Source organism: Natronorubrum halophilum, assembly GCF_003670115.1.
GTDB lineage: Archaea > Halobacteriota > Halobacteria > Halobacteriales > Natrialbaceae > Natronorubrum > Natronorubrum halophilum.
On record NZ_QQTY01000002.1, the window covers coordinates 1,008,267 to 1,033,654 of the forward strand.

The 25,388-nt window shown below is 62.9% G+C and carries 27 protein-coding genes; 16 read left to right on the forward strand and 11 right to left on the reverse strand.

The features are described 5' to 3' along the window. Nucleotides 1-111 precede the first annotated feature (111 nt). The 7 genes from DWB23_RS11100 (at nt 112) to DWB23_RS11130 (ending at nt 7,446) form a co-directional block, all read left to right on the forward strand. The gene (locus tag DWB23_RS11100; RefSeq protein WP_121742857.1) at nt 112-2,217 is read left to right on the forward strand and encodes a hypothetical protein; all 2,106 of its coding nucleotides are present in this window, start codon (nt 112-114) and stop codon (nt 2,215-2,217) included. Between the two features lie 727 nt (nt 2,218-2,944). After that, on the forward strand, nt 2,945-3,763 hold the full coding sequence (gene tbsP, locus DWB23_RS11105; protein WP_121742858.1) for a transcriptional regulator TbsP: 819 nt from the start codon (nt 2,945-2,947) through the stop codon (nt 3,761-3,763). 235 nt (nt 3,764-3,998) lie between these two features. Beyond that, entirely contained in the window at nt 3,999-4,703 is a 705-nt protein-coding gene (locus DWB23_RS11110; protein WP_121742859.1) for an RNase P subunit p30 family protein, read from the forward strand. Next, nucleotides 4,687-5,346 (forward strand): class I SAM-dependent methyltransferase, encoded by a 660-nt coding sequence (locus DWB23_RS11115; RefSeq protein ID WP_121742860.1) that lies wholly within the window; start codon nt 4,687-4,689, stop codon nt 5,344-5,346. The genes DWB23_RS11110 and DWB23_RS11115 overlap by 17 nt, the downstream gene beginning before the upstream one ends. Next, nucleotides 5,343-5,828, forward strand: coding sequence for an Rpp14/Pop5 family protein (locus tag DWB23_RS11120; RefSeq protein ID WP_121742861.1), 486 nt, complete (start codon nt 5,343-5,345; stop codon nt 5,826-5,828). Before DWB23_RS11115 ends, DWB23_RS11120 begins: the two co-directional genes overlap by 4 nt. A 4-nt stretch (nt 5,829-5,832) precedes the next feature. Continuing rightward, the gene (gene psmA, locus DWB23_RS11125) at nt 5,833-6,597 is read left to right on the forward strand and encodes an archaeal proteasome endopeptidase complex subunit alpha (RefSeq protein ID WP_121742862.1); all 765 of its coding nucleotides are present in this window, start codon (nt 5,833-5,835) and stop codon (nt 6,595-6,597) included. Nucleotides 6,598-6,720: 123 nt separating this feature from the next. After that, entirely contained in the window at nt 6,721-7,446 is a 726-nt protein-coding gene (locus DWB23_RS11130; RefSeq protein ID WP_121742863.1) for a ribosome assembly factor SBDS, read from the forward strand. Nucleotides 7,447-7,498: 52 nt separating this feature from the next. On the opposite strand, the gene DWB23_RS11135 is transcribed toward DWB23_RS11130, so the two are convergent. Next, nucleotides 7,499-7,807, reverse strand: a complete 309-nt coding sequence (locus tag DWB23_RS11135) for an FUN14 domain-containing protein (RefSeq protein WP_121742864.1) — start codon at nt 7,805-7,807, stop codon at nt 7,499-7,501. 338 nt (nt 7,808-8,145) lie between these two features. Between DWB23_RS11135 and hflX the strand changes: the two genes are divergently transcribed. From hflX to DWB23_RS11150, 3 genes are all read left to right on the forward strand, one after another. Next, nucleotides 8,146-9,447, forward strand: a complete 1,302-nt coding sequence (hflX, locus tag DWB23_RS11140; RefSeq protein WP_121742865.1) for a GTPase HflX — start codon at nt 8,146-8,148, stop codon at nt 9,445-9,447. Nucleotides 9,448-9,558: 111 nt separating this feature from the next. Then, nucleotides 9,559-10,716 carry a thiolase family protein gene (locus tag DWB23_RS11145; protein ID WP_121742866.1) on the forward strand — a complete coding sequence of 386 codons (1,158 nt, stop codon included), beginning with the start codon at nt 9,559-9,561 and terminating at the stop codon, nt 10,714-10,716. Then, complete coding sequence (locus DWB23_RS11150) at nt 10,713-11,114, forward strand: PhlB family protein (RefSeq protein ID WP_121742867.1); 402 nt, start codon at nt 10,713-10,715, stop codon at nt 11,112-11,114. Before DWB23_RS11145 ends, DWB23_RS11150 begins: the two co-directional genes overlap by 4 nt. Here the strand turns inward: DWB23_RS11150 and DWB23_RS11155 are convergent. Continuing rightward, on the reverse strand, nt 11,111-11,974 hold the full coding sequence (locus DWB23_RS11155) for a DUF7547 family protein (RefSeq protein WP_121742868.1): 864 nt from the start codon (nt 11,972-11,974) through the stop codon (nt 11,111-11,113). The two genes, DWB23_RS11150 and DWB23_RS11155, sit on opposite strands and share 4 nt — an antisense overlap. A gap of 139 nt (nt 11,975-12,113) precedes the next feature. Between DWB23_RS11155 and DWB23_RS11160 the strand changes: the two genes are divergently transcribed. The 4 genes from DWB23_RS11160 (at nt 12,114) to DWB23_RS11175 (ending at nt 15,944) form a co-directional block, all read left to right on the forward strand. Next, nucleotides 12,114-12,770, forward strand: a complete 657-nt coding sequence (locus tag DWB23_RS11160; RefSeq protein ID WP_121742869.1) for a DUF7504 family protein — start codon at nt 12,114-12,116, stop codon at nt 12,768-12,770. A gap of 203 nt (nt 12,771-12,973) precedes the next feature. Further along, complete coding sequence (locus DWB23_RS11165) at nt 12,974-14,626, forward strand: AAA family ATPase (protein WP_121742870.1); 1,653 nt, start codon at nt 12,974-12,976, stop codon at nt 14,624-14,626. Between the two features lie 99 nt (nt 14,627-14,725). Beyond that, complete coding sequence (locus DWB23_RS11170; RefSeq protein WP_121742871.1) at nt 14,726-15,478, forward strand: ribonuclease H-like domain-containing protein; 753 nt, start codon at nt 14,726-14,728, stop codon at nt 15,476-15,478. A gap of 64 nt (nt 15,479-15,542) precedes the next feature. Then, complete coding sequence (locus DWB23_RS11175; RefSeq protein WP_121742872.1) at nt 15,543-15,944, forward strand: acyl-CoA thioesterase; 402 nt, start codon at nt 15,543-15,545, stop codon at nt 15,942-15,944. A gap of 90 nt (nt 15,945-16,034) precedes the next feature. Here DWB23_RS11175 and DWB23_RS11180 read toward each other — a convergent pair whose 3' ends face one another. Next, nucleotides 16,035-16,325 carry a HalOD1 output domain-containing protein gene (locus DWB23_RS11180; protein ID WP_121742873.1) on the reverse strand — a complete coding sequence of 97 codons (291 nt, stop codon included), beginning with the start codon at nt 16,323-16,325 and terminating at the stop codon, nt 16,035-16,037. A 366-nt stretch (nt 16,326-16,691) separates the two neighbouring features. Next, nucleotides 16,692-17,957, reverse strand: coding sequence for a cation:proton antiporter (locus DWB23_RS11185; protein WP_121742874.1), 1,266 nt, complete (start codon nt 17,955-17,957; stop codon nt 16,692-16,694). 94 nt (nt 17,958-18,051) lie between these two features. On the opposite strand from DWB23_RS11185, the gene DWB23_RS11190 reads away from it, so the two are divergent. Then, complete coding sequence (locus DWB23_RS11190; RefSeq protein WP_121742875.1) at nt 18,052-18,660, forward strand: hypothetical protein; 609 nt, start codon at nt 18,052-18,054, stop codon at nt 18,658-18,660. Nucleotides 18,661-18,778: 118 nt separating this feature from the next. Further along, a complete protein-coding gene (locus DWB23_RS11195) occupies nt 18,779-19,180 on the forward strand; it encodes a ubiquitin family protein (RefSeq protein ID WP_121743086.1) in 402 nt (133 codons plus the stop codon). A gap of 87 nt (nt 19,181-19,267) precedes the next feature. Here the strand turns inward: DWB23_RS11195 and DWB23_RS11200 are convergent, their stop codons facing one another. The 7 genes from DWB23_RS11200 to DWB23_RS11230 form a co-directional block, all read right to left on the reverse strand. Beyond that, nucleotides 19,268-21,106, reverse strand: coding sequence for an acetyl-CoA carboxylase biotin carboxylase subunit (locus DWB23_RS11200; protein WP_121742876.1), 1,839 nt, complete (start codon nt 21,104-21,106; stop codon nt 19,268-19,270). 333 nt (nt 21,107-21,439) lie between these two features. Beyond that, nucleotides 21,440-22,276 carry a nitrilase-related carbon-nitrogen hydrolase gene (locus DWB23_RS11205; RefSeq protein ID WP_121742877.1) on the reverse strand — a complete coding sequence of 279 codons (837 nt, stop codon included), beginning with the start codon at nt 22,274-22,276 and terminating at the stop codon, nt 21,440-21,442. 2 nt (nt 22,277-22,278) lie between these two features. Further along, a complete protein-coding gene (locus tag DWB23_RS11210) occupies nt 22,279-22,719 on the reverse strand; it encodes an SRPBCC family protein (RefSeq protein ID WP_121742878.1) in 441 nt (146 codons plus the stop codon). 73 nt (nt 22,720-22,792) lie between these two features. After that, a complete protein-coding gene (locus DWB23_RS11215) occupies nt 22,793-23,017 on the reverse strand; it encodes a DUF7123 family protein (protein ID WP_121742879.1) in 225 nt (74 codons plus the stop codon). A gap of 114 nt (nt 23,018-23,131) precedes the next feature. Next, nucleotides 23,132-23,320 carry a DUF7525 family protein gene (locus tag DWB23_RS11220; protein ID WP_121743087.1) on the reverse strand — a complete coding sequence of 63 codons (189 nt, stop codon included), beginning with the start codon at nt 23,318-23,320 and terminating at the stop codon, nt 23,132-23,134. A gap of 122 nt (nt 23,321-23,442) precedes the next feature. Beyond that, nucleotides 23,443-23,814: a hypothetical protein gene (locus DWB23_RS11225; protein ID WP_121743088.1), complete on the reverse strand. Its 372-nt coding sequence runs from the start codon at nt 23,812-23,814 to the stop codon at nt 23,443-23,445. Between the two features lie 9 nt (nt 23,815-23,823). Further along, nucleotides 23,824-25,368, reverse strand: coding sequence for an acyl-CoA carboxylase subunit beta (locus DWB23_RS11230; RefSeq protein WP_121743089.1), 1,545 nt, complete (start codon nt 25,366-25,368; stop codon nt 23,824-23,826). Between the last annotated feature and the right edge of the window lie 20 nt (nt 25,369-25,388).

Below are 25,388 nucleotides of genomic sequence, written 5' to 3' on the forward strand. Positions count from 1 at the left end.
GTGAGACCCGAACGATGTCGATTATCGGGTCGGTCCCCGGCAATTCACCACCCGTGTTCACACACCACACCCGATACAACTAACTTCACGGAGTGATATTCAGCGTACCGAATGCTAGAGTGGGTAGTAGACGACAATACGCTCCGTGTCACGGACGCCGATAACACCGCGTTGTCGGTTCACGGTGCCGATATCGTCGTCGAGGAGTCGGCTCCAGATATTCCCCGGCCGGTCGAGGAGACCCTCGTCGTCACGACGGACGAACTCGAGTTCCCACACGCGGTCGCCTACGCCTTTTCGCTCGCGGTGAACGAGCAGTACGAACTCGATCCGAACGGCGAACCGCTTTCGCTGCCTCCCGACGAGTACATCCTCGATATCGATACGGATATCAAAACGTATCTGCAGTTTTCCGGCGCGGCGACGATCGAGAAAACCGACGACTACGAATCAATCGTCGTCTCCTTTCAGGACCGCGTTCGCGTGGTCGTCGGACTCAGGAGTCATCACGAACTCCCGACGGGGACGATCACCGTCCCCGACTCCCCCGAAGGAATCGCAACGGCCGTCAGTCACCTCTCCGCGTCCTACAAGACGGACACCTCGGACCGCACGTACCCCACCCTTCGTGGCCATCCATCACTCGTCGAGCAAGGCGACAGCCTCGACATCCCCGATCACCTGCGGAACGAGGGCGACAGATCCGGAATCGAGATCGTCGTTCCGCCCGACTACGAATCGCTGTTCGTTGCGTCGCCGCTGGCGTACTACCTGCAGGCCACCCTCAAAACCAGCGACTGTCGGCGAACTGGTCCAACGCGCCCGACGCTCCGCCTCCCCGCCCTCGACATCGAGACGCAACTGTCGCCAATGCCCGAGTTCGAGCGCGACGTCGAGCGACTGCTGCGCAAGTCGTTCTTCCTCGATTGCCTCGTTCGCAACGCGGGTCCCTATCGGACGAACCTGGCGGAACAAACCATACTCGAGACCCTCGGACTCGACGCCGGCGCCCTGTACGATGCCAGCCCGCAACGACGACTCGCGACGTATCTCGACGTCAACTACGCCGCGATCGAACACCGGCTTCCGGACTGGCACCTCTCGACGTACGTCACGCCCGAGTACAACAGCATCGAGATGCTGCCCTTCTTGCTCGACCGGCTGAGCATGATCTACATGCCCCGAACCTCCGAACTCGAGGGCCGGGAACTGGTCGAGCGGTCCTTAGCGGACTTCTATCGCGGCGGGAGATCCGATAGCACCAGCCGCGACAGGGCGAGCACCGGGACGGTCGCCACGGTCGACATCGTCAAACCCGAACTCCGGAACGGACGGGCCCACGGCTGGCTCGCGGACGGCGTCCCGATCGACGTCTTCAAAACGACGCCCGAAGCCTACCACAACCGCCTCGACTACCTCGAGCGCTCGCGGGACTCGACATCGATCTGCGTCGTGCTGAACGATCCCGAGATGGCCGGCGAACACGACGACGTCGCCGATATCTATCGCCGGCGCTCCGAGGAACTGGAAATGGACGTGACCGTCGCCGAGTCGCTCACGACGGCCGACCTCGCGCGCGTCTTCGAGAGCGAGTACGAGTTCGTCCACTACATCGGCCACTGCGAAACCGGAGGACTGCGCTGTTCGGACGGCTACCTCTCGACCTCGAGTTTGAGTCGCTGTAACGCCCAGACGTTCTTCCTCAACGCCTGTGGATCCTACTACGAGGGTATGGGACTGATCGAAAAAGGAAGCGTCGCTGGTGCGGTGACGTTTACCAAGGTGTTGAACGATCACGCCATCAAAGTCGGCTCGACGTTCGCCAAACTCCTCGTCCACGGGTTCAGCATCGAGCGTGCGCTGGGACTCGCACGCAGACGGATCATGATGGGAAAAGACTACGCGGTCGTCGGTGATGGCACGCACTCGCTCATCCAGGGGGAGCATCGACTTCCGATCACCATCACGCTCGAGGAACTCGAGGATGCTGGCGACCGGTATCTGGTCTCGTTCGACTGTTATTCGACGCGGGTGACCGGGTCGTACTACTTCCCGCACACCGAGGACAACGAGTTCGCCTACCTCTGTGGATCCGAATCGAGTTTTACGCTCACGGAATCGGGGCTCGTCTCCTTGCTAAACGAAACCGATGCGTCGGTCATCTACGACGGCGACCTGTACTGGTCGAAAGCGTTAGTCGACCAGTTCACGCGCTGATCGGTCGAGTCCCGCCAACAGTCCGTATTCGAATCAAAAAGTCCCTCCGAGTCGGTTGGCGTTCGCTGTAGGGTTTCGCCTGAGCGGGAGCTCCCATCGGCGCGTGCGGTGAGCAAACGAAAGCGACCGTCGATTGATTTGTCGTAGTACTGCCAACCGGAACGAACGACTGATCGCCCTCCGGGATTCGTATTGCTAGTACAGTTCGATACATATACCTACGTTATCATCAGTTATTTAAACGCAGCATCATTTTTAAATAGTATCGTGTAGATCATCTTGATGGATGGATCCAACATTCATCATCGAGGCTAGCACCGCGCTCCAAGATGTAACCATGTTCGTTGCACAGTCCGTCGCTGACTTCAACATCCTCGATCGAGTTACCGAATACAGAGGACCCTAACCGAGTCAGCGCACCGCTGTTTTTATCGTAGCCACTAACCGCCACACTGCACACCCGACCGCATAGCGCTCGTACGAGCGGTGGCCACCGTGGTGCTCCGACGGTATCCGGTCGGTCGGCAACACGTGTCGTTTCTGGGGTTTGATACAGCTGTCGGTGACCCTACTATTGTTCTCGGAGTGTCAAATAATCTTGAAAAAGTACTAAAGAATCGAGGGAGGACTTGACAAAAAACACCGGTATCCGCGCCAGAGTTCAAGTTGTAGCGTGAAAACGGCCAACAAAATTAAGTGCTTCGCAGCCGTTTACTTCTGTACAGAGATGACCTCGAATTTACTCAACCACCAGATTGACGATATCCTCGAGTCCGTTCTCGAGGAGGCGACCGGGGACGTCTACATGGTTAATCCATCGGCAGACGCCATCGAAGAGTTCGTATCCGTTGCAACCGAATTCGATGGCGAACGGCCGTCAGTGCACATGCTCGCCGATGAGCGCACGCTGAAAGACGTCATGGACGACTTTATCGTCGCCTCGAACGCCGCCGACCTCATTAGCGAGGGCGCACTCGCACTGCGAACGCTCGATGAGGCTCCCGAGAATTCGCTGTTGATCACCGACGATCGCGTTATTGCGATCGTGCACGCTGGCGACCGCGTCGGTGGCCTCATCACCGACGACGAGAGCTTCGTCGAGGACACCTACGACACCTACGCCGCCCGCTGGGAGGGCGCATCCGCGTTCAATCTCCGGACCCCGCCGATTACGGACGTCCGCGAGACCCTCTCCGAGGAGATCAGCCCCGAGGCCGAAGCCGACTTCACGTCGATTCTCAACTCGCTCGAGACCGCCCGCGGCGACGGAGACGGTCTCGACGAAGTGACGATTTCGCTGCTCGTCGCCGCCAAGAACGAGGCCCTGCTGTACGACATCAGCAAGTGGGGCGAGGACGTCGGTATCGCCTCCAAAGCGACCTTCAGCCGGACGAAGACCAAACTCGAGGACATGGGTCTGATCGACACCGAGAAGGTCCCGATCGACGTCGGTCGCCCGCGTCTGCGCCTGAAGATCGGCGACGAGCGCCTCAGCGAGGCCGACAACGGCCAGCTCGCGACGGTCGCCCAGAGCATCCTCAACTGAACCACCGTTGACTCTGCGGGCGCGGCTCCGCCGCGCCTCGACAAAGCGTCGCTGAAAAGCACCGAAAGACGTTCCGACTCGCTCACTTCGTTTGCGGTAAGTAACACAATCGCCCCCTTCCCCGTTGAGCGAACCCTATCGGTTCGCGATGCTCGGAAGAGCGTGCTCCCGGCCGCGGATTTTCGCACAGATGCATGGCGCAAACCCCAAGTCGCAGCCGTGAGACGATCTGGATATGTACGAAGCCGTCCACGCCCACCCCGACGGAGCGAGTACGGTCGCCAGATTCGCCAAAACGGCGGCCGACTACGGCTTCGAGGGCGTGGTCGTTCGCAATCACGCGGACTCGCGCGCGGAATACGACGCGGCGGAGATTCGCGAGGCGTACGGCATCGACGTCGTGGACGGCCTCGAGATCCGCGCCGACAGCCCGCAGCAGGCCGGTGGCTCGGTGGGAAACTACCGGACCTCGCAGACGATCGTCGCGGTTCACGGCGGCTCGAACGATCTGAACCGCTTTGCGGTCGAAAACGACAAGGTCGACGTGCTGGCGCATCCGATGGCCGACCGCGGCGATATCAACCACGTCCTCGTGAAAGCCGCCGTCGAGAACGGCGTCCGACTCGAGTTTAACCTCTCGGGAGTCTGCCGGACCAGCGGCGGTCGTCGCGTGCGAGTCATCCAGTCGCTTCGAAAGCTCGCGGAAATCGTCGACTACTACGACGCGCCCTACGTCGTCAGCGCGGACCCGACCTCACACCTCGAGTTGCGCGCGCCTCGCGAACTCGAAGCGATCGGCGAGCAACTGGGATTCTCGAGCGCGTTCATCGAGGACGGACTCGCGGAGTGGGGGCGACTCGCCGAGCGGAATCGACACGTTCAGTCCGAGTCGTTCATTGAGCCGGGGGTCGAACGAGGGAGATATGAAGAAGACCCTTGAGGAGCACGCCGCCAGATTCGACACCAAAGCCGGCGAGTACGACGAGTCGAAATCCGACGAGTACCGCGCCTGTGCGAACCTCGTGATCGAACACGCCGCCCTCGAGAGCGATACCGTCGTCCTCGACCTCGGAACGGGGACGGGTGCCATCGCGCTCGCGCTCGCACCCGACGCAAAGCGGGTCGTGGGCCGCGACATCAGCGAGGGAATGATGGAAGAGGCGAAGGCGAAAGCCGACGAGAACGGGCTCGAGAACGTCGAATTCGGACGCGGCACGTTCCGCGAGCCCGACTACGACGGCGACGTCGACGTGGTCACCTCGAACTTCGCGCTTCACCACCTCTCGGACGACGAAAAGCGCGAGGCGATCGACGTCATCGCGGGTCTCGAGCCGCGGACGTTCGTGCTCGGGGACGTGATGTTCTTCGGCGAACCCGACCCCGACGAGCCGTTCTACTCGCCGGAGGTTGACGACCCGGCGACCGTCGGCACACTCGCCGACGCCTTCACCGATGCGGGCTTCTCGCTGACCGCCGTCGAGCGCGTCCACGAGCAGGTCGGCGTGCTGGTCGCGGAACGGACGCCGACTGGGGCCGAGACATCCGCCGATGACGTGTCCGAGGGAACTGAACCGGACGCATGAAACACCTCCCGAAACACCTCCAGCCGCGCTGGCGCTATCTCGCCGTCGGCCTCGAGAGTTGGCCGGACGCCGCCGTCGATCGCCGGGCGTTCCAGCGCGAGTGCTGGTACGCGGCCCAGAATTTGCTCGGCGATCCGGGGAGCGCTCGAGCCGATCTGACGGTCATCAGGTTCGACTTTGCCGGCAAAACCGGCGAGGCGATCGTTCGAGTCCGCCGCGGCGAATCGGAGCCGGCTCGAGCGGCACTCGCCTGTATCGACGAGATAGACGGCTCTCCCGTCGGTGTTCGGGTCCGCGGTATGAGTGGCACGATCCGTGCCGCTGAAGAAAACTATTTAGGACGCCGCGGGCAAGATTCGGAAGAGAGAAACGTCGTGTTCGGGAACGAGGAGCGAGTCGCCGTTGTGTGCGATGGATCTGCAGACGTGCGACTCGATGAGGCGTTCGCGGGCACGACAGACCTCGATTACGATTTAGCGTGAGACTATGCAGGGACAACAACAACAGCAGGCATACGACCGAGGTATCACGATCTTCTCGCCGGACGGCCGACTCTACCAGGTCGAGTACGCCCGCGAGGCAGTCAAACGTGGTACGGCGAGTATCGGTGTTCGAACGAGCGACGGCGTCGTACTAGCCGTCGACAAACGAGTCCCCTCCCCGCTGCTCGAGGACTCGAGCGTCGAGAAGATTCACAAGGCCGACAACCATGTCGGTATCGCAAGCGCCGGTCACGTCGCCGACGCTCGCCAGCTGATCGACTTCGCGCGCCGCCAGACGCAGGTCAACCAGCTGCGTTACGGCGAGCCGATCGGCGTCGAGACGCTGACCAAGGAAGTCACCGACCACATCCAGCAGTACACGCAGGTCGGCGGTGCCCGTCCCTTCGGCGTCGCGCTGATCGTCGGCGGCATCGACAACGGCGAGCCGCGCCTGTTCGAGACCGACCCGTCGGGGACTCCGTACGAGTGGAAGGCCCTCGCCGTCGGCTCGGACCGCGGCGAGCTTCAGGAGTACTTGGAGGAGAACTACGACGAGGAAGCGGACCTCGACGGCGGCATCGCGCTCGCCCTCGACGCGCTCGCATCGGTCAACGAGGGCTCCTTGCTCCCCAACGAGGTCGGTCTCGCGACGATCGACGTCGAGAGCGAGTCCTTCGAGCAGTTCGATTACGACACGATCGAGTCCCACCTCGAGGAGAACGACCTCCTCGACGACGGCGAGGACGCGGACGAAGACGTCGACGAGTAATCGAATCGAGAGACCGACGATCGACATCGATACGGGACGCCGCCGAAATACCCCGTGGACCGCGCCCGGCCCCGACGCGCTCGCAGGAAAAGCTCTTTTAGGTGGCCGGGGGTATGCACCGGTATGATATCACTCGACGAGGCGGTGACGGCGCGACTCGAGTCACACGGGGCGCGCTTTGAAGTCTTGGTCGATCCGGACGCGGCACTGGCGATCAAACGCGACGAGTTCGACGGCGACCTCGAGGACGTGATCGCTGCCGAGGACGTCTTCGAGGACGCCTCTCGAGGGGATCGACCGGCGGAGGAGGACCTCGAGACCGTCTTCGACACGACGGATCCGCTCGAGATCATTCCCGACGTGATCAAACAGGGAGAGATCCAGATCACGGCCGATCAGCGCCGCGAGATGCAAGAGCAAAAGCGCAAACAGCTGATCGATACCATCGCGCGCAACGCGGTCAACCCGCAGATGGATAACGCGCCCCACCCGCCCGACCGCATCGAGAACGCGCTCGAGCAGGCCGGCTTCACGGTCGATCCGATGGAGCCCGTCGAGGGGCAGGTCGACGACGCGCTCGACGACCTTCGACCGGTGATTCCGATCCGGTTCGAAGAGGTGACGATCGCGGTACAGCTCCCCGCCGAATACGCCGGCAGCGCCCAGGCGAAGGTCCGCCAGTTCGGTGATCTTGAGCGCGAGGAGTGGCAACCCGACGGCTCGTGGATCGGTGTCATCTCGTTTCCGGCGGGGATGCAAAACGAGTTCTACGACGTCGTCAACGAGCACACGAGCGGCACGGCCGAAACGGAGATCGTCAAGGACAAAGACGACCTGAACACGCGATAACGGGAGACGGAACCCGCGTTCGAAACGCGGTCGATGCCCGGCCTCGATCGCGTCATCCCCGGTGAAAGCCGATCAGAAAGCCGCTGGTGAACCCGGACCCGACGGCCAGCATCGAGAGCACCGACTCGAGCCAGTGACTGTCCTGTGTGCGTTCTTGCGTTTCGACGAGTCCAGCGGAGAGTCGGTTCCAGTCGACGATGACGATCTCCTGTGACTCGAGATACCGGAACGCCATCAACTGGACGCCGATGATAATCGCGACGAGTTTCGCGACCTGCTTGGTCGCGAATCCGAGCACCCCACCGACGACCGCGCCACCGCCGAACTCGAGACCGAGCGTCGTCAGATCGACGTCTATCATCACGGCTTCGTATTCGAGTCGTCGGCAATGACTGTTGTGATACGCCGACTATCAGCCAACCATGACTATCTGTCCCGTTGGAACGAACACCGACGGAGACATCGGGCACGGGATTCAAGACGATCCGGCGCGTACGGTCGCGCATGACCCTCGTCCGTCCAGCGGAGGTGTTTGACCGGCATCCGTAGCGTAATCGGACACTCGCTGTCTCGATCGCAGCGCCGACGCGAGCAGCGTACGCGAGTGACGACTCACCGGTCCGCCCTGACTACCGGATCGCTCGTCTCGAGTCTTCACGAGCAACCGCGTCCGAGTTACCCACGCATCCTGCCACCCGCATGAGCGCAATTATCGCAAAGCGAGTCGATTCCGGAACGCCCGACACGAGTGAAATCCGCGACCTCGCCGAGGCAGCGGGATACACCGTCATCGGCGAGGTGACGCAGTCGCGGCGGGCGGATGCCGCCCTCCAACTCGGCGAAGGGAAGGCCGAAGAACTCGCCGCGGAAGCCGCCGCGACCGAGGCGACGACCGTCATCTTCGACAATCGGCTCGGCCCCTACCAGATGTACAACCTCGGACGGCTCCTGCCCGACACCGTCGAGGTCATCGACCGGTTCACCCTGATCCTCGAGATCTTCGGCCAGCGCGCCCAGACCAGAAAGGCGCAGCTACAGGTCGAGTTGGCCGAACTCCGATACGAACTGCCGCGCGCCGAGGCGAAGACCAGTCTCGCCAAACGCGACGAACATCCCGGTTTCATGGGGTTGGGTGAGTACGACGAGAGCCGCGAGCGCGACATCAAGGCCCAGATCAGCCGGATCAACGACGAACTCGAGCAGATCGAGCGGACCGAGGAACACCGGCGGGAGCGCCGCCGCGACTCCGGGTTCGATCTGGTCGCGTTAGCCGGCTATACGAACGCCGGCAAGTCGACCCTGCTGCGCCAGCTCGCGGACGATCTCACCGTCGAGGAAAACGAGGACCTCCATCCGGATCTCGACGCGACGGCCGAATCCCAGGACAAGCTGTTCACGACGCTGGGAACGACGACTCGACGCGCCGCCCTCGAGCCCCGGGACGTGCTGGTGACCGATACCGTCGGGTTCATCAGCGACCTGCCCCACTGGCTGGTCGAATCGTTCAAGTCGACGCTCGATTCGGTCTACCGGGCGGATCTCGTCTTGCTCGTCGTCGACGTCAGCGAGGAGATCGACGAGATCCACGAGAAACTCGTCACCTGTCACGACACCCTCTACGAGCGCAACGAAGCGCCGATCGTGACCGTGTTGAACAAGATCGACAAAGTCGACGACGAGGAACTCGCGGAGAAACGGGAGGCGCTCTCGTCGCTCGCACCGAACCCGGTCACCGTAAGCGGCAGGGAGGGGACGAACGTCGACGACCTGCTCGATCGAATCGACGCGGAGCTTCCGGAGTGGGAGGACGAACGGCTGTTGTTGCCGATGACCGACGACACCATGAGCGTGGTGTCCTGGATCCACGACAACGCGAACGTCGAAGACGTCACCTACGGCGACGAGGACGTCACCGTCTCGTTCGAAGCGCGTCCCGCCGTAATCTCGCAGGCACGTTCGCGCGCGAGCGAGCTGCGAACGACCGCCGCGGAGTCCGCCTAATCCTTCGCGCTGACTCGAGCGGTGATCGACGCCTAAATCAGCGTACTGGCTCCGACGGTGCTCGTCGGGGCAACCACACCATATAAATCACTGACTCGAGTGCAGTAGGATATGGAACGTGTTGCAATCATCGGTGCATCCATGACCCAGTTCGGGAAGCGGGAGGGCTGGATTCAGGACCTCCTCGCGGAGGCCGGGATCGAGTGTCTCGAGGATGCAGGGGTCGACGCCGCGGACGTCGAGCATCTGTACGTCTCGAACATGGCGAGCGGGGAGTTCGAGGGACAGACGGGCGTACCGAACGCGCTCGCACACGATCTCGACGCGATGCCGGCGTACACCCAGCGCGTCGACCAGACGAGTTCCAGCGGCGGGGCCGGAATCTACGCCGCCTGGCAGTCGGTCGCCAGCGGGGCGAGCGACATGACGCTGCTCGTCGGCGGGGAGAAGATGACCCACCGGACGACCGGCGAAGCGACCGACGTCATCGCGTCGCTGACCCATCCCGTCGAGTACAAAACCGGCGTGACGCTGCCGTCGTTCGCGGGCCTGACCGCGCGACACTACCTGGAACGATTCGACGCGCCTCGAGAGAGCCTCGGTAAGGTCGCAGTCAAAAACCACAAAAACGGCGTCGATAACCCGAAGGCGCAGTTCCAGAAGGAAGTCGACCTCGAGACCGTCCTCGAGTCACCGATCGTCGCGGACCCGCTTCGACTGTACGATTTCTGTCCGATCACGGACGGCTCGGCGGCGCTGATGTGCTGTCCCGAGTCCGTCGCGAAGGAGTACACCGACGACTACGTCGTCGTCTCGGGTATCGACGGCGCGACGGACACCCACGTCGTCCACGAGCGCGAGGACCCGACGATCATGGGCGGCGTCGTCGAGAGCGGGAAGGGGGCCTACGAGATGAGCGGCTACGGACCCGAGGACATCGACGTCGCCGAACTCCACGACATGTTCACCATCCTCGAGTTCCTCCAGATGGAAGGGCTCGGCTTCGCCGAACAGGGAGAGGCGTGGAAACTCGTCGAGGAGGGCTACACCGAGCGAGATACGGGCGAACTGCCGATCAACACCTCCGGCGGGCTCAAATCGAAGGGCCATCCCCTCGGGGCGAGCGGCGTCGCACAGGGTGTCGAGATCTACGAACAACTCGTCGGCGAAGCCGGCCCGCGGCAGGTCGAGGCCGACGTCGGTCTCACCTGTAACGTCGGCGGCTTCGGAAACTGCGTTATCACTACGATCATGGAGGCAGCACAATGACCATGGAAGCCACGCGCTACGACGACGGCTCGATCAGCTACCCCGGACACCCGCGCGGCCCCGACGGCGCGGAACCGGTCGAAACGATCGATCTGAGCGAGTACACCGCAGAGGTAATCACGTGGACGACGAGCATGGCGACGCCACCCGGCGTCCGTCAGCCCAACACCCTCGCGATCGTCGAGTTCGACGTCAGCGAACAGAACGCCTCGGAAAGTCGGACGGAGTCCGACGACGACGGCGAGACGGTCCGGGCGATCGGACAGGTGACGACCGACGACGTCGAGACCGGAGACGAAGTCGAACTGGTCTACGTCGACGAACTCCGCGAACCGGGTGCCGGCATCCGCGAACCTGAAAGTCAGGAGTGGGACGGCTACCGGTTCGAACCGATCTAACTTCCGCTATCGGTACCACGCCCGTCTGCGGGCCCGTCGGTCCCGTGGTCGTCGTCACCGTTTTCGGAATCGTCACCGTTCTCGAGCGCATCGACGTCCGTCTCATCGCTACCGTTCGTCGGACCGTCAGCATCGGCACCATCACCGGCAGTGCCGCTTTCGTCGGCTCCATCGGTGGTGTCCCGACCCTCCGCCTCGCTCGAGTCCTCGTCTTCGTCGGCCCCGTACTGATCCTTCAGCGTCTCGAGTTCGGCGTCGACGTCGACGCGCGATGCGGGTTCGTCGCGTTCGAGGGGGCTGTTCCCGTCGCGGGATTCGTCGATGTCCCCGTCTTCGACGTCGATCCGGACGGGGTCCGTCGATTCCGCCCGGCGCGTCTCGAGGTCGTCGTCGACGTCACGGAGTCTCCGATCCACGTTGTCGCGTAGCTCGCGTGCCTCGGAGAGCAACTCGCGCGCGCTGTCGTCCGTCGGGAGCCTGTCGTCCGACGCCGCCCGCTGGAGTTCCGACAGCACGGTATCGAGCCGAGACAGCGTCGTCCGTTGGAGGTCCCTGGCCCGCTCGCTCGCAGTGTCCGTCGCGTCGGTCGTCCGATCGCGAACCTCCCGTTCGGTTCGCGCGATCGTGAGCGCCCGCTGGAACCCCTCGAGTGCGCGGACGCTGGTCTTGAGGATCGCTATCGCGGCGGGAATGGCGATCTCGTCGGTGAACGTGAGTAGTTCTCGGGGCGTCGGTGGTCGCGGTGCTGGCGGGCGAAATCGGGACCGAGACTGGGTCGACTCGAGTTCCTGTCGAAGGTCGTCGATCGTCCGCGTCAGTTCGCGGACGGCCTCGGCGAGTTCGTCGTCGGGATCGGCCATACGCGGCCTACGGCGTCCGCTATGAAAAGCCGGACGGTCGAACGAACCCCATCGCATCAGTAGTATGCATCCGTTATCTTCGTAGATAGAATTCATGCACAATATTTATTATTACACAAAAATTCAGTTGATAGAACGGATGGGAGACGACCGATGGAGCGGGACGCCGAATCGTGCCGGCTTCGCACGGACGCTCAAGGCGCTCAAACGGGACGGGAGCAACATCCTGTTCGTCGGGGCGGATACGGCCGGTACGCACGGACTTCTCTGTAACAGACTGCTGGGAAAGATGGGGCGGACGCGGCGGTATCTGTTGGTCGTCACCGACGATCGAGATCGTATCCCACTGGACGAACACGAGACCGGGGGAACGGATCGGGTACTCGACTACTCGGAACTCGAATGCAGTGACGGATCGGAGCGGACCGACGGCGGCGAGCAACCACCACTCGGGGCGCTCGGAACCGAAATTATCGACACCGTCGACGCCTTTGATGACCTCGCTGAGGGACTCGAACCCTCCGAACTTCGGGTCTGTGTCGATTCGCTCGTCCCGTTGCTTCGGGAACACCCGCCGGAGAAGGTGTTCCGACTGCTCCACGTGATGACGTCACGAGTCGGCCAGGTTCGCGGAATAGGACACTACCATCTGCCCCTCGAGCGCGGCCACGATGCCGTCGCGCTCCTCGAACCGTTGTTCGATGCGACCGTGGAAATTCGTACCCGTGGGGGATCCTACGAGCAACGGTGGCAGTTCCGTAACCGAGAAATCGCAACTGAGTGGGTCCCGTTTTAATCAATATCTGATTGACAGGAACGGTGGTAGATGGCTGATAGTAGTAACCGGATTCGTTCAGAGAAAGCGCGTTCGGAAGACGGTTTCCGGACGATCGTAACCGCGTGAAGTATCCGTCTGTAGGTAATTCATCTCGAGCAATATTGCTGTTACGGCAGAAGGTCTATATATCGAACAACCTATCGGATTACAGAGAACCATATATGGTTGAAGTTGATGCTCAGGTACTCGTTGGCGCCGCGATAACCGTTTTCCTCGCGCTCATGTTTTTCGGGGTCGTCGTTCTCTGGGATGTTGCACTCGCACTCCGCAGCGTCGGCGACAAGATCGATAAACTAGAGGACAACGTCGACGACGATCTGATGGATATCGCCTACTCGCTGGATAACATTTCGAACGCACCAGGCGGGAACGGAACGCAACTCCACTTGAATAGCGGATCGATCAGTTCCGGCCCGGCGACCGAACAGGCACCAGGAGAGCCCACCCAGCAGAGACGGGACGCACAGCCCGAAGCCGCCGATGGTGGGCCGCGGGCGTCACAACAGCGACAACAGCCCGTCCAGACCCCACAGGAGACAGCGTCCACCGGTGTCGCCGGGACGCCGGGCTCGAGCGGCGACGCTGCGGGCGGCGAGCCGGATCCGGATTCCGACGCTGTCGGAGCGGGTTCGGACGCCGGGACGACGGCTGCCGCCGAAAGAACCGAGGCTGTCGCTGCGGGCGGCGAGTCGGATCCGACACCGACCGAAGACGATCTCGACGGCGAAGCCGAACGGACCCATCCACGGGCAGCGGCCAACCGGGGTCGATTCATTACGTCGCCCGATCGAACGGCGTGGTACGCGACACCGCTCGATCGCGAGGCGATCCGGACGGCGGAGCCGCTGATCGCCGGTGAACTGACGGACGGCACGGAGTCGCGCAGCGACGAGTCCGAGGTTATCGCCGTTGGGCCGATCGATGCTACGGCGGCTGTCGAACCGACCGACCCGAACGAATCGACCGACGGTTTGTCCGGCGAGCCCGTCGAAGCCGCTGGGGCGGCGACGGAAGCGAGGGGACCTCCTTCGGCAGCCGACGAACTCGCCGGCACCGATCTCGCAAATGACGGTGAGACCGAAGAGAGCGAACCCAAAGCGGCGGAATACGAACGCGAGGGGGACTCAACAACGGTTGATGCTAACGCCGGCGGTCTCGCACTCGACGCATCCGCCGACGAACCCGGAGACGAACCGGACGAGCGGGTATCGACGACGGGAACGGATCTCGAGCCCGCCGACGAACTCAACGGTGTCGACTCCGATACCGAAGCGGGCGACCGATCCGACGCCGAAGAGCGGCCCGATGCGGAGACCGACGCGGCCGAGCGGACGGGGACGGGCGGCGACGATCCACCGGCCGAGATCGAGGCGGGCCACCGGATCACCGACGGCAGTAATCCATTCGAGTTCGACGACGAGTTCGCAGACGACGTCACCGTCGAAGAGGCCGTCGACACGATCAACGAGAACGCGCCGGCACCGGAGCTCTCGAGTCACCGCTTCGATGTTACAGCCGAAGTGCACGCGACTGACGAGGGGGAAGCGGACGGCGACAGCGCCGTGCTGATCTTCAAGTTCGACGCGGACACCGTGGATCTCAGCGGGTCGACGAAGCGGTTGCTCCAGTACCAGATGCGGAGTTTCGCCGACCGCGACCCGACGCCCGATGGCGACGTAACGATCGGACGACAACGGATCGTCATCGAGATCCCGAACTCGGACGGCAGCGCCGTACAACGCTGGGGAGAGGCCGCTGTAAGCATCATCGATCGGACGCTCTATCTCTCGGATAACAGCTCCGACGACAGCTGAGTATCGTCGAGTGCACCGCCGTTTTCGAGTAGTAACTGATCTGCTCATTCACTGTGCGAATCCAATCGCTTTTAGTTCACTCGGCACCCCCCAACTGGTGTGCGAATCGAGAACAGTTTCATTCCCGTCCGCGGCGTCGGGGAGACCACGGAACGGCGACTCTGGCAACAGGGCATCACCCACTGGGACGAGTTCGACGGGAGCGTCGTCGGCGACACGTTGGCCGACCGCATCGAGTCGTTCATCGACGAGGGGCGGACCCACCTCGAGCGCGGCGACATCTCCGTTTTTACCGAGGCGCTGCCGGCTTCCAGCCGGTGGCGGTGCTACGAGAACGTCAGCGAGGAGACCTGCTTTCTGGACATCGAGACGACCGGACTCGACGCGACACGGAACGACGTTACGACCGTCAGCATCCACCGCGGCGGCGAGACGAAGACGTTCGTGAAGGATCGAGACCTGACGGGGCGGCGTCTCGAGCGGGAACTCGAGGCGTCGTCGCTGCTGGTAACCTTTAACGGACAGCGATTCGACGTCCCCTTCCTCGAGACGTGTTACGATATCGACGTCACGACGCCGCACGTCGATCTCATGTACCCCTGCAAAAAGATCGACCTCGATGGCGGGTTAAAAGCGATCGAACGCGACCTCGGTATCGAACGGGACAGGCCGGACCTCAGCGGTCGCGACGCCGTACGGCTCTGGCACGAGTACGAGCGCGGTGACGAGAGCGCACTCGAGACGCTCGTCGAGTACAACCGTGCGGACACGCGAAACATGAAGCCGCTGATGGAGATCGTCGCGGATCGCCTCCACGAAACCGTCTTCGAGGCGGAATGTCCCACGGAGTAAAGAGGGCGCAAGACCGGTCACCGACACGTACATATACGGCGATTGAGACCGTCGACTGGCGATAATGAGCGACGGTAGCTACGAGTACGAGGTCGGAATCGACAGTCGACTCCGGGATATCGATTTTATGGGACACGTCAACAACGCGATCTACGCGACGTTCCTCGAGGAAGCCAGGCAGGGGTACTTCACCGACGTTATCGGCGTCTCGTTGGTCGACGTCGGGACGGTTCTCGCGAACCTCGAAATCGATTACGTTCGGCCGATCGAAGCCGATTCGGATATCACCGTCGCGGTTCAAGTCCCGGAACTCGGAACCTCGAGTCTCCCGATGGAGTACGAGATCCGAGCCGACGGAGAACGGGCGGCGACGGCGCGGACCGTACAGGTACTGATCGATCGAGAGACGGAACGATCCCAGCCCATTCCGAGCGAATGGCGGACGCGGATCACCGGCCGCCGGTGACTGAGGTCCAGTCGGTAGCGGAGACTGCTGGGACAGCGACCACGGCCGTTCGATAACAGCGACCGTCTGGATGATCTCGGCTAAATCGCCCTATCGGCCACCGTCTCGCTCGAGTACGTCGACCTCACCGGTACTGTTGACGACGACCTGATAACCACAGAACGGGAACTCGACGCGACCGCTCGCTCGTTTCGAACCGTCCTCCCGCGGCGCGAAGAGCGCGTCGAGGGCTTCCGGATTGATGACGTCGTACAGCGCCTCGTACTCCGGTGGTTCGATCTCCATGGGGTCGACACCTTCTCGGTCGGCAATTGCGGCAATGACGGCAAAGCTTACTGACTCGGGAGTGGCGGCGTCCGAACGATCGACTGAGAGTAGCATTAAACGGACTCTTACAGTCTTCGGATATAAATCCTCTGTCCCCAATGAACGCTTGCTGAACAGATATGTTCACTAATGCGTTTAAAAGTCATTCAGCGTATATCTTTATCGCCGAAACCGCCATAATATTATGATATTGTGGCTATATTGGACTATTCGAGCGACACTGCTCACCGTACAGGCTTTCATTGTAACCGCTACACTCGCTCACCACGAGGACATGCTGTGATATTCGGTTCGAAAAGACCGATCCTGGAACATGTTCGGGTCGAACTACTGGAACGGCGCGGGCGTCTCGTCATCCGTGTTGAATCCGCTCTCGAGGGGGCGCCGTGTTCACGGGCAACGACGGAGTGCGATCAGCTATCAGCCGCTGGACGCCTCGAGCCGGTTGACGACCGGAGTGGCGGTGATGCCGTGGACGACGATCGAGATGAGGACCACCGCGCCGACCAGCGCCCAGAGGAGGTCGGCGTCGGCGAACACCCCTTCGTTCAATCCGTGTGCGAGGTAGTAGAACGAGCCGATTCCTCGAATGCCGAAGAAAGCGATCGTCAGCCGTTCACCCCGCTCTCCGGCGAATCCGACGAACCCTGCGACGCCGGCGAGCGGTCGAACGAGGAAGACGATAGCCACGGCGGCGATCGCGGCCTCCGTCGTCAGCGGCGAGAGCAGTCCACCGGCGATCGCACCGCCGAAAAACATCATAATGATCCCCATTACCGTCTGCTCGGCCAGTTCGCTGATTTCGTGTAGCGCCTCGTTGTAGTCGTGTGATCGCTCGTAGTTCCGGATCGCCAGCGCCGCGATGAAGACGGCGATAAAGCCGTAGCCGCCGACGAGTTCGGTGAGCCCGAAAACGACGAGGGTTCCGGCGACGGCCTCGAGCCCCTGTACCGACTGGGCGATCTGCGTTTCGGGGTCCGTCCAGAAAATCACGCGCGCGATGATCCAGCCGAGAACGCCGCCGGCGAGGACGCCGACGGTTATCCTGTACACGACGTCGATCAGCAGCCACTCGCCGATCCAGTTTCCGGGCGCGATACCCAGTAACGCGATCGCGATCGCCAGGTTCGTAAACGGGAAGGCGAACCCGTCGTTCAGGCCCGCTTCGGAGGTGAGCGCGAACCGGACTTCGTCCTCCCTGTCCGACTCGTCGGGTGTCGTTTCCTCGTCGTCATCTTCGCCGGGGTCGCCGACCTGTACTTCCGACGCCAGCACGGGATCGGTCGGAGCGATACACGCGCCTAACAGGACCGCCGTGGGAACGAACAGCCCGACGTACCACCAGCCGAGCACCGCAGCACCGGCGATCGATACCGGCATCGTGATCGCCAGCAATCGCCACGTCGATGCCCACTCCCGCAGTCCGGGGACGCGATCGATTTTCAGACCGACCCCCATCAGCGCGACGATCACACCGAACTCCGCGAGTCGTTCGGTCGCGTTCCCCTGCTCGAGCGGATCCGGCGGCGGCAACCCGATCGGGAGGCTAAAGACGATCAGTCCGAACGAGACGAAAAAGAGGGGGAGCGACACCGCCCGATTGGAGACGAATCGCGGCAGTACGGCCACGCCGAACAGCACGGTCCCGATCGCGACGAGACCGATCTCGTACAACTCGAATACCATCGCTGTCTCATCCCTAACCACGACGTCCCGTTTGAGTTCGTTGCCGGCGTTTGCAAAACCAACGTTGATAGCCGGCGCGCCTAATCGGCCACGTATGAATCCGGGTCCGTCCCCAGCGAGTGGAAAAGCGGAGACCTCCACGAGACGGCGACTGCTACGGATGAGCGGTGTCGTCGGTCTGTTCCTCCTGAGTGGCTGTACCGAAGACGTCGGGGAGGAACTCCCGAAGAACACGAAGTGGCCCAGCGCAGCGTTGAAACCCGAGTTGCCGGTCACCGAGCGGACGGACGTCCTCGAGGAACGGATCGAGGCGCTCGCCGACGCGGAGATCACGGACGAGGACGAGTTCGGGGCGACCTTCGACGACTACGCGCTCGAGGTCGAAGCCGTCGAACGCGAGCAGAACGTCCTCTCGATCGAATACGTCAACGCGAAGCAGTACTCGGAGGGGAACCTCCACGATATCGCGCCCATCGCCGGCGCGTTCGCGGCGTTGCTCGACTCCGGCTACGACGTCCTCGGACTCGGGATCACCGTCCTCGACGGCGCGCCAGCGTCGTTCGGGTCGGCGTCGATCGAAGCCGAGTGGGCGGAGGCCTACAACGACGGCGGCCTCTCCGCAAAGGAGTACGGCGAACTGGTCGCAACGACGGTCGAATCGACGCGTCGGCCCCCGGAAGTCGGCGTTTCTCCGCGCGAGTAACCGTTCGCGCCCGCTCGAAACCGGGTTCGGAGTCGTCAACCGCGGATCCACTACCCTCGACCCGTGACCGAACAAGTTCGGCCACGGACGCTTGCTCGTCGCGGTCGAAGGTTCGGATATGACGGCCGAGTTGATCCACCAAACCGCGCGAGAGCAGGAGCGAACGATCGTCACCGTTCGCTGTACTGGCCACGTCCGCGACGCCGTGGGCACCCACGAACTCGAGTTCTCCTTCGCGGGAGACCGACTTCGAGCGTTCCTCGAGGCGTTTTTCGACGAGTACGACGTCGAGGAGATGCTGATCGCCGAAACCGAGGCGGAGGCGACCGCACATGGCTGGGCGCCCGCGCCGGACGAACTGCCCGGCACCTGGCGCAAGAACCCCGAAGGCGAACAGACCAGGGCCTACGCTCGCGTCTGCATCAACGGGCGGTTCAACGAGCACTACGACGGACTCGAGACGGAACTCGAGGACGGGGACCGCGTGGCTCTCATCTACCCGTTCATGTTCTGTTGCTGACGCGGCTTCCGAGCGAGCGGTGCTCTCGCAGACAGTCCGCGGCGGCGCACACCGAGGCGATTCGGGAACCTCGAGACCGAAACCTGCCTACTCGAGCACGACCAGCGTATCGCCCATGTCGACGCTCTGGTCTTCCTCGACGGCGATTTCGGCGACGGTGCCGCCCTTGGCGGCGACGATGTCGTTTTCCATCTTCATCGCCTCGAGGACGACCAGCACGTCGCCGGCGGCGACCTCGTCGCCGACCTCGACCTCGATGTCGAGGATCGTCCCCTGCATCTCGGCGTCGACGGTCTCGCCCTCGCCCTCGAGGTCGGTCTCGCCGCCGCCACCGCCCGCCGGCTCCGGCGGGCTGGCTGCCCCGCCAGTGCCGGCCTCGACGTCGCCGGCCGGAATCGCGGGCGCGCCGTGTTCCTCGAGTTCGACCTCGAAGCGCTTGCCGTTGACCTCGACGGTGAACTCGCGTTCGACGGACTCCTCGTCGTCCCCGCTGGTACCGTCGCCGATGTCGCCACCCCACTGTTCCTGGGCGTCTTCGATGCGGCTCTCGTCGATCTCCTCGTCGAGATACTTCGTGGTGTGGGTGCTCTGGACGAACTCCTCGTCGGTGAGCATCAGACGGTGGAACGGGATGATCGTCGGGATCCCCTCGATCTCGTACTCCCGCAGGGCGCGCAGCGAGCGCTCGATACACTCGTCGCGGTCCTCGCCCCAGACGACCAGCTTCGCGATCATCGAGTCGTAGTCCGTGACGAGCTCGTCGCCCTGGCGCAGGGCGTCGTCCATGCGGACGCCGATGCCGCCGGGCGGATCGTAGGTCTCGAGGGTTCCGCCGGTCGCGGGTGCGAAATCGTTGGCTGCGTTTTCGGCGTTGATCCGGAACTCCATCGCGTGGCCGTCGATGTCGACGTCGTCCTGGTCGAAATCGATCTCCTCACCGGCGGCGATCCGAATCTGGCGCTTGACGATGTCGATGCCCGTGATCTCCTCGGTGACGGTGTGTTCGACCTGGATGCGGGTGTTGACCTCGAGGAAGTAGAAGTTCGCGTCGGGACCGAGCAGTTCGCCCGGCTCGCGCTCTTCCTCTTCGACGAGGAACTCGACGGTGCCGGCGTTGGTGTAGTCGGCCGCGGAGACGCCGCGGCGGGCCGCGTCGCCGATCTGCTCGCGGAGGTCGTCCGAGAGCGCCGCCGACGGTCCCTCCTCGATAACCTTCTGGTGACGCCGCTGGAGCGAACAGTCGCGCTCGCCCAGGTGGCGCACGTTGCCGTGGTGGTCGGCGACGATCTGAACTTCGATGTGGCGCGGCTGCTCGAGGTAGCGCTCGAGGTAGACCGAGTCGTTGTCGAAGTAGGCCTCGCCCTCGCGCTGGGCGCTCTCGAGTTGATCCTCGGCCTCGCTTTCGTCCCAGACGACCTTCATTCCGCGGCCGCCGCCGCCGCCTTCGGCCTTGATGGCGATCGGGTAGCCGTGTTTCTCGCCGAACTCTTTGACCTCCTCGGTGTCGGTGACGGGGTCGGTGGTCCCGGGAACGATAGGGACGTCGGCCTCGCTCATGATCGTGCGGGCCTTGGTCTTCTCGCCCAGCGACTCCATCGCCGAACTCGAGGGGCCGATCCAGGTGATCCCTTCCGCGTCCTCGACCTTGCTCGCGAACTCGGCGTTCTCGGCGAGGAAGCCGTAGCCGGGGTGGATGGCGTCCGCGTCCGCCCGCTGTGCGGCGTCGATGACGGCCTCGTGATCGAGATACGAGTCCGCCGCTCGGGCGGGGCCGACGTTGTACGCCTCGTCGGCGTAGCGGACGTGCCCCGAATCCGCGTCGGCATCGGAGTAGATCGCGACGGTTCCGACGTTTAACTCCTTACACGCGCGCATTACTCGGACAGCGATTTCCCCGCGGTTCGCCACGAGAACCTTCCTAAACATTCCTGTGAAAACACACGCGAGGCCACTACCTTACTTTTTCGCAACGGGTCCATCACGGATGGATATCTCGACAGTGATAGCGCGGGGGGCCCTCTCGGAGCAGGGAACAGAAACCGGCGGTAGGGCACGGCGTTCGTCTCGTCCGAAAGGGCGTGGACGAGGGTGGCCGAAGACGAGATGGCGGACGTGGATTGCTCGTTCCCGGGAGACGAGCAGTCGACGGGCCGGAGCGACGCGCAGTGCCGGTCGTGACGTGAAAAGCGCCGTAAACCGGCATCTCCACTTTGCCGTCACGCAATAAAAACACAGCGGTCGGCGATCCCCGTGCAGACGCTACAGTCGTCGGTCGCGAAGCGCCGGAAACTCCTCGCGAACCCGCTCGAGCGAGCCGAGATCGATCTCGGCCAGCACCAGCGACGGCTCGTCGCCGCTCGAGGCGAGCGTGGTCCCCCACGGGTCGTAGACGGTCGATCGGCCGAGCAGCGTCGCGTCGGCGCTCTCGAAGCGACCGGAGCCGTTGATCGTCGCCACGAAACACTGATTTTCGATCGCGCGCGCTCGAGAGAGCGTTTGCCAGTGTTCGATGCGCGGATAGGGCCACGCGCTCGGAACGAGCACCAGTTCCGCGCCGGCGTCGATCAGTTCGCGGTAGAGTTCCGGAAACCGCAGATCGTAACATGTCGTCGCGCCCACGGTGACGCCGCCGACGGTCGTCGTCTCGACGCGCTCGCCGGGAACGAGCAGTTCCGCCTCCGCGGACTGATAGCCAAAGAGGTGGTGTTTCCGGTACACGAGCTGTAACTCGCCGGTCGCATCGAACAGCGCGGCCGTGTTCGCGAGCCCCGCTTCGGCGGGCGTTGCGACGCTATCGGTGGCTGCGAGGTCTTCGACGATGCTCCCCGCGAGGACGGCGATATCGTGCTCGGCAGCCGCCGCTCGAATCCGGGAGAACGTTTCCCCCTCGAAGGGCTCGGCGTGGCGCTCGTAGCTGTCGAACGCGAAGTAGCCGACGTTAAACAGTTCGGGAAGGGCGACGAGATCCGCGCCGCGCGAGGCCGCACGCGTTATCGCCTCGAGTGCGCGCTCGACGTTCGCGTCGATTTCGGTGGCTTCGACCCGGATCTGGGCGAGCGCGAGCGCCAGCGTGTCGCCGGTTGGTGGTGGATGCATGGTTACTCGGATCGGGTCGACTGCAAGTCGTCCTCGAGGGCGCGACGGAGGTTCTCGAGTTCCCCGTCTAGGTTGCGCTTGAAGAACTTTTCGACGCCGGGGAGTTTCCCGTCGACGAGAAAGTGATTCTCGAGACGCGTGCCGTCGTCGGTCTCGACGATCGCGTGTTCGCCGGTGACCGTCATCACCTTCGATTTTCCGACGAATTTGACGAACTCCGGGGGCTCGCGCGTGACGTCCTCGGTTTCGACGGCGACCGTTTTGCGTACGAGCGGAATCGGCAGTTCGACGTGCCAGGTTACCCGCCGACCGTCCGGATCGTTGACGGTGTACTCCTGGACGACGCTGATTGCTCGCGCACGGTTCTCCGGATCGGCGATAAACTCCCAGACGCGTTCGGGTGGTGCCGACAGTTCGAACGACCGGTCGACCCGTACAGTCATGGCCCTAACTGAGGGCGTCTGCGATAAAAAGACCGCGGCACGGATCCGGTCACCGAGGTCACGTTCGGCCGGATTAGCTAACCGTGACTTTCCACGTGGTCGAGCGAGCGCGGCCCCACTTCTCGATATCGACCTCGTCCGATTTCTCCGCGAGATGGGGGAGCCGAGAGCCTACCTGTTTCGACGAGAGTCCGATCGCGTTCGCGATATTTTTCGCCCGAAAGTACTGTTCACCTCGGGCGGCACTCTCACGGAGGTACGAGAGAATTCGCTGCTCTTCGTCGGAATAGTCGGTCATCGTCCGTACCTGTCCATAGGGCGTCGTCGCTCTTAACTGTTAGCGGATACTCTCAGCCCGATCATCGGGTGTATTCGAACGGCTCGAGGTCGGCATCGCGGCTTTCGTCGTCTATCAGTCCCAGTAGAGGTGGATGCTGACGACCGCCAGCGAGCTAAAGAGCATCGCTGCTGCAAAACCCCACGCAGCGGTCATATCCGGCGCGCCGGTGAACATCAACAGTGCACCGATCGCCGCGACTGCGCCGAGGGCAAGCGCTAGTCCAACACCCATATCCGTCGTCGACTCGGATTCCGTGGCCATGCTCCGGGGTTGTGTATGGGGTCTCTTAATTGCATCCATTGACGGTCAAAACAGCGGGCTCGTCGGAGTCGAACGGAAGCGATTCGCGAAAATCGGTCGGCTGCGTAGCGCCGAGGATCGGCTTAAAACCGGTCCGTTCGCCCAGAAGCCGACCACGGATCGGTCGGACTCTCGCGTGGAACGCGAACGGTTCGGTGTTGTTGCGCCCGAACGCGGCCGGCGAACGACCAGCGCTTTCCGTCCCACGTCTCCTCGCCGCTTGCGGCCGCCGCGGCGACCGCGAGCGCGTGGTCGTGGAGGTGAGCGCCGATAGCCGTCACGATTGCGGCCGCCTCCTCGGCGTCGGCGTCGTCGGGAAGGGTGAGTTCGACATCCGAGAGGGCGTCGGCCTCGAGTACGATCGGGTCGTCGCGGTCCGACTGTGACTCTCGGTTCGACTCGCCGTCGTCACGACCGCCGCCGATATCGGCGTTCGACTGTTGCTGAGAGGTCATCTGGGTCACTTACAGCGGGATGTTCCCGTGTTTCTTGTCCGGGTTCTGTTTGCGCTTCGTCTCGAGCATCTCGAGGTCGTCGATCAGCCGCGGACGCGTCTCAGTCGGGACGATGACGTCGTCCAGGAACCCTTTGTCCGTTGCGGTGTAGGGGTTGGCGAACTCCTCGCGGTACTCCTCGATGAGTTCGTCCCGCAGTTCGTCGGGGTTGTCGGATTCGGCGAGTTCATTGCGATAGAGGATGTTGACCGCGCCCTGTGGCCCCATGACGGCGATTTCCGCGGTCGGCCACGCGTAGTTGACGTCCGCGCCGAGGTTCTTCGAGGCCATGACGCAGTAGGCACCGCCGTAGGCTTTCCGAGTGATGACCGTCAGCAGCGGAACGGTCGCTTCCGCGTACGCGTAGAGTAACTTCGCGCCGTGTCGAATAATGCCTCGGTGTTCCTGATCCGTCCCGGGCATGTAGCCGGGCACGTCGACGAACGTGACGATCGGGATGTTGAAGGAATCACAGAAGCGGACGAATCGCGACCCCTTCATCGAAGCGTCGACGGTGAGCGTACCGGCGTTCACTCGAGGCTGGTTCGCGACGAGTCCGACCGAGCGGCCGTCCAGTCGGCCGAAGCCGACGACGACGTTTTTCGCGAAGTTGTCCGCGACCTCGAAAAAGGAGCCCTCGTCGACGACGCTGTCGATGACGTCGGTCATGTCGTAGGGTTTCTGCGGGCTCGGAGGAACGATGCTCTTGAGTTCCTCGTCCCGACGATCCGGATCGTCCCACGGCTCGACGCGCGGCGGGTCCTCGACGTTGTTCTGTGGAAGATACGAGAGCAGTCGCTTGATGTCGTCGAGGGCCTGTTCTTCGCTTTCACAGGCGAACTGGGCGACGCCGGTCTTGCCGGCGTGGGTCATTGCGCCGCCGAGTTCCTCGTGGGTGACCTCCTCACCGGTGACGGTCTTGGTGACGCCGGGGCCGGTGATGTACATGTGGCTGGTGTCTTTGACCATGAAGATGAAGTCCGTGATCGACGGCGAGTAGACCGCGCCACCCGCACACGGACCCATGATCGAGGAAATCTGCGGAACCACGCCGCTGGCTTCCTGATTTCGTCGAAAGATTTCGGTGAAACCGGCGAGGCTCTTGACGCCCTCCTGAATGCGGGCCCCGGCGGAGTCGTTGAGTCCGACGACGGGAGCGCCGACTTCCATCGCCATATCCATGACCTTACAGATCTTCTCGGCGAAGACCTCGCCGAGCGAACCGCCGAAAACGGTGAAATCGTGTGCGAAAACGAAGACGGTACGGCCGTTGACCTCACCGTATCCCGTGACGACGCCGTCGCCCGGGACCTTCTTTTCTTCCATGCCGAACTGACTCGTCTGGTGGGTTCGAAGCTGATCGAACTCCGTGAAGGTTCCCTCGTCGAGGAAGTAGTCGATTCGCTCGCGGGCGGTCATCTTCCCCTTGTCGTGTTGCTTCTCGATTCGGTCCTCGCCGCCGCCGAGGCGGGCCTCCTCGCGCAACTCCTCGAGTTCGTTGATCCGATCTTCCATGGTCATTGATGAACCCTCCC

Excerpts from the sequence above, each read along its gene's own strand:
- DWB23_RS11225 (WP_121743088.1), bottom strand. The coding sequence starts at position 23,814 with ATGACCTCTCAGCAACAGTCGAACGCCGATATCGGCGGCGGTCGTGAC.
- psmA (WP_121742862.1), top strand. The coding sequence starts at position 5,833 with ATGCAGGGACAACAACAACAGCAGGCATACGACCGAGGTATCACGATC.
- DWB23_RS11150 (WP_121742867.1), top strand. The coding sequence starts at position 10,713 with ATGACCATGGAAGCCACGCGCTACGACGACGGCTCGATCAGCTACCCC.
- DWB23_RS11160 (WP_121742869.1), top strand. The coding sequence starts at position 12,114 with ATGGGAGACGACCGATGGAGCGGGACGCCGAATCGTGCCGGCTTCGCA.
- DWB23_RS11115 (WP_121742860.1), top strand. The coding sequence starts at position 4,687 with ATGAAGAAGACCCTTGAGGAGCACGCCGCCAGATTCGACACCAAAGCC.
- DWB23_RS11165 (WP_121742870.1), top strand. The coding sequence starts at position 12,974 with ATGGTTGAAGTTGATGCTCAGGTACTCGTTGGCGCCGCGATAACCGTT.
- DWB23_RS11195 (WP_121743086.1), top strand. The coding sequence starts at position 18,779 with ATGACGGCCGAGTTGATCCACCAAACCGCGCGAGAGCAGGAGCGAACG.
- DWB23_RS11190 (WP_121742875.1), top strand. The coding sequence starts at position 18,052 with ATGAATCCGGGTCCGTCCCCAGCGAGTGGAAAAGCGGAGACCTCCACG.
- DWB23_RS11205 (WP_121742877.1), bottom strand. The coding sequence starts at position 22,276 with ATGCATCCACCACCAACCGGCGACACGCTGGCGCTCGCGCTCGCCCAG.
- DWB23_RS11215 (WP_121742879.1), bottom strand. The coding sequence starts at position 23,017 with ATGACCGACTATTCCGACGAAGAGCAGCGAATTCTCTCGTACCTCCGT.
- tbsP (WP_121742858.1), top strand. The coding sequence starts at position 2,945 with ATGACCTCGAATTTACTCAACCACCAGATTGACGATATCCTCGAGTCC.
- DWB23_RS11175 (WP_121742872.1), top strand. The coding sequence starts at position 15,543 with ATGAGCGACGGTAGCTACGAGTACGAGGTCGGAATCGACAGTCGACTC.
- DWB23_RS11185 (WP_121742874.1), bottom strand. The coding sequence starts at position 17,957 with ATGGTATTCGAGTTGTACGAGATCGGTCTCGTCGCGATCGGGACCGTG.
- DWB23_RS11145 (WP_121742866.1), top strand. The coding sequence starts at position 9,559 with ATGGAACGTGTTGCAATCATCGGTGCATCCATGACCCAGTTCGGGAAG.
- DWB23_RS11220 (WP_121743087.1), bottom strand. The coding sequence starts at position 23,320 with ATGGCCACGGAATCCGAGTCGACGACGGATATGGGTGTTGGACTAGCG.
- DWB23_RS11200 (WP_121742876.1), bottom strand. The coding sequence starts at position 21,106 with ATGTTTAGGAAGGTTCTCGTGGCGAACCGCGGGGAAATCGCTGTCCGA.
- DWB23_RS11130 (WP_121742863.1), top strand. The coding sequence starts at position 6,721 with ATGATATCACTCGACGAGGCGGTGACGGCGCGACTCGAGTCACACGGG.
- DWB23_RS11100 (WP_121742857.1), top strand. The coding sequence starts at position 112 with ATGCTAGAGTGGGTAGTAGACGACAATACGCTCCGTGTCACGGACGCC.
- DWB23_RS11120 (WP_121742861.1), top strand. The coding sequence starts at position 5,343 with ATGAAACACCTCCCGAAACACCTCCAGCCGCGCTGGCGCTATCTCGCC.
- DWB23_RS11155 (WP_121742868.1), bottom strand. The coding sequence starts at position 11,974 with ATGGCCGATCCCGACGACGAACTCGCCGAGGCCGTCCGCGAACTGACG.
- DWB23_RS11135 (WP_121742864.1), bottom strand. The coding sequence starts at position 7,807 with ATGATAGACGTCGATCTGACGACGCTCGGTCTCGAGTTCGGCGGTGGC.
- DWB23_RS11210 (WP_121742878.1), bottom strand. The coding sequence starts at position 22,719 with ATGACTGTACGGGTCGACCGGTCGTTCGAACTGTCGGCACCACCCGAA.
- DWB23_RS11110 (WP_121742859.1), top strand. The coding sequence starts at position 3,999 with ATGTACGAAGCCGTCCACGCCCACCCCGACGGAGCGAGTACGGTCGCC.
- DWB23_RS11230 (WP_121743089.1), bottom strand. The coding sequence starts at position 25,368 with ATGGAAGATCGGATCAACGAACTCGAGGAGTTGCGCGAGGAGGCCCGC.
- hflX (WP_121742865.1), top strand. The coding sequence starts at position 8,146 with ATGAGCGCAATTATCGCAAAGCGAGTCGATTCCGGAACGCCCGACACG.
- DWB23_RS11180 (WP_121742873.1), bottom strand. The coding sequence starts at position 16,325 with ATGCTACTCTCAGTCGATCGTTCGGACGCCGCCACTCCCGAGTCAGTA.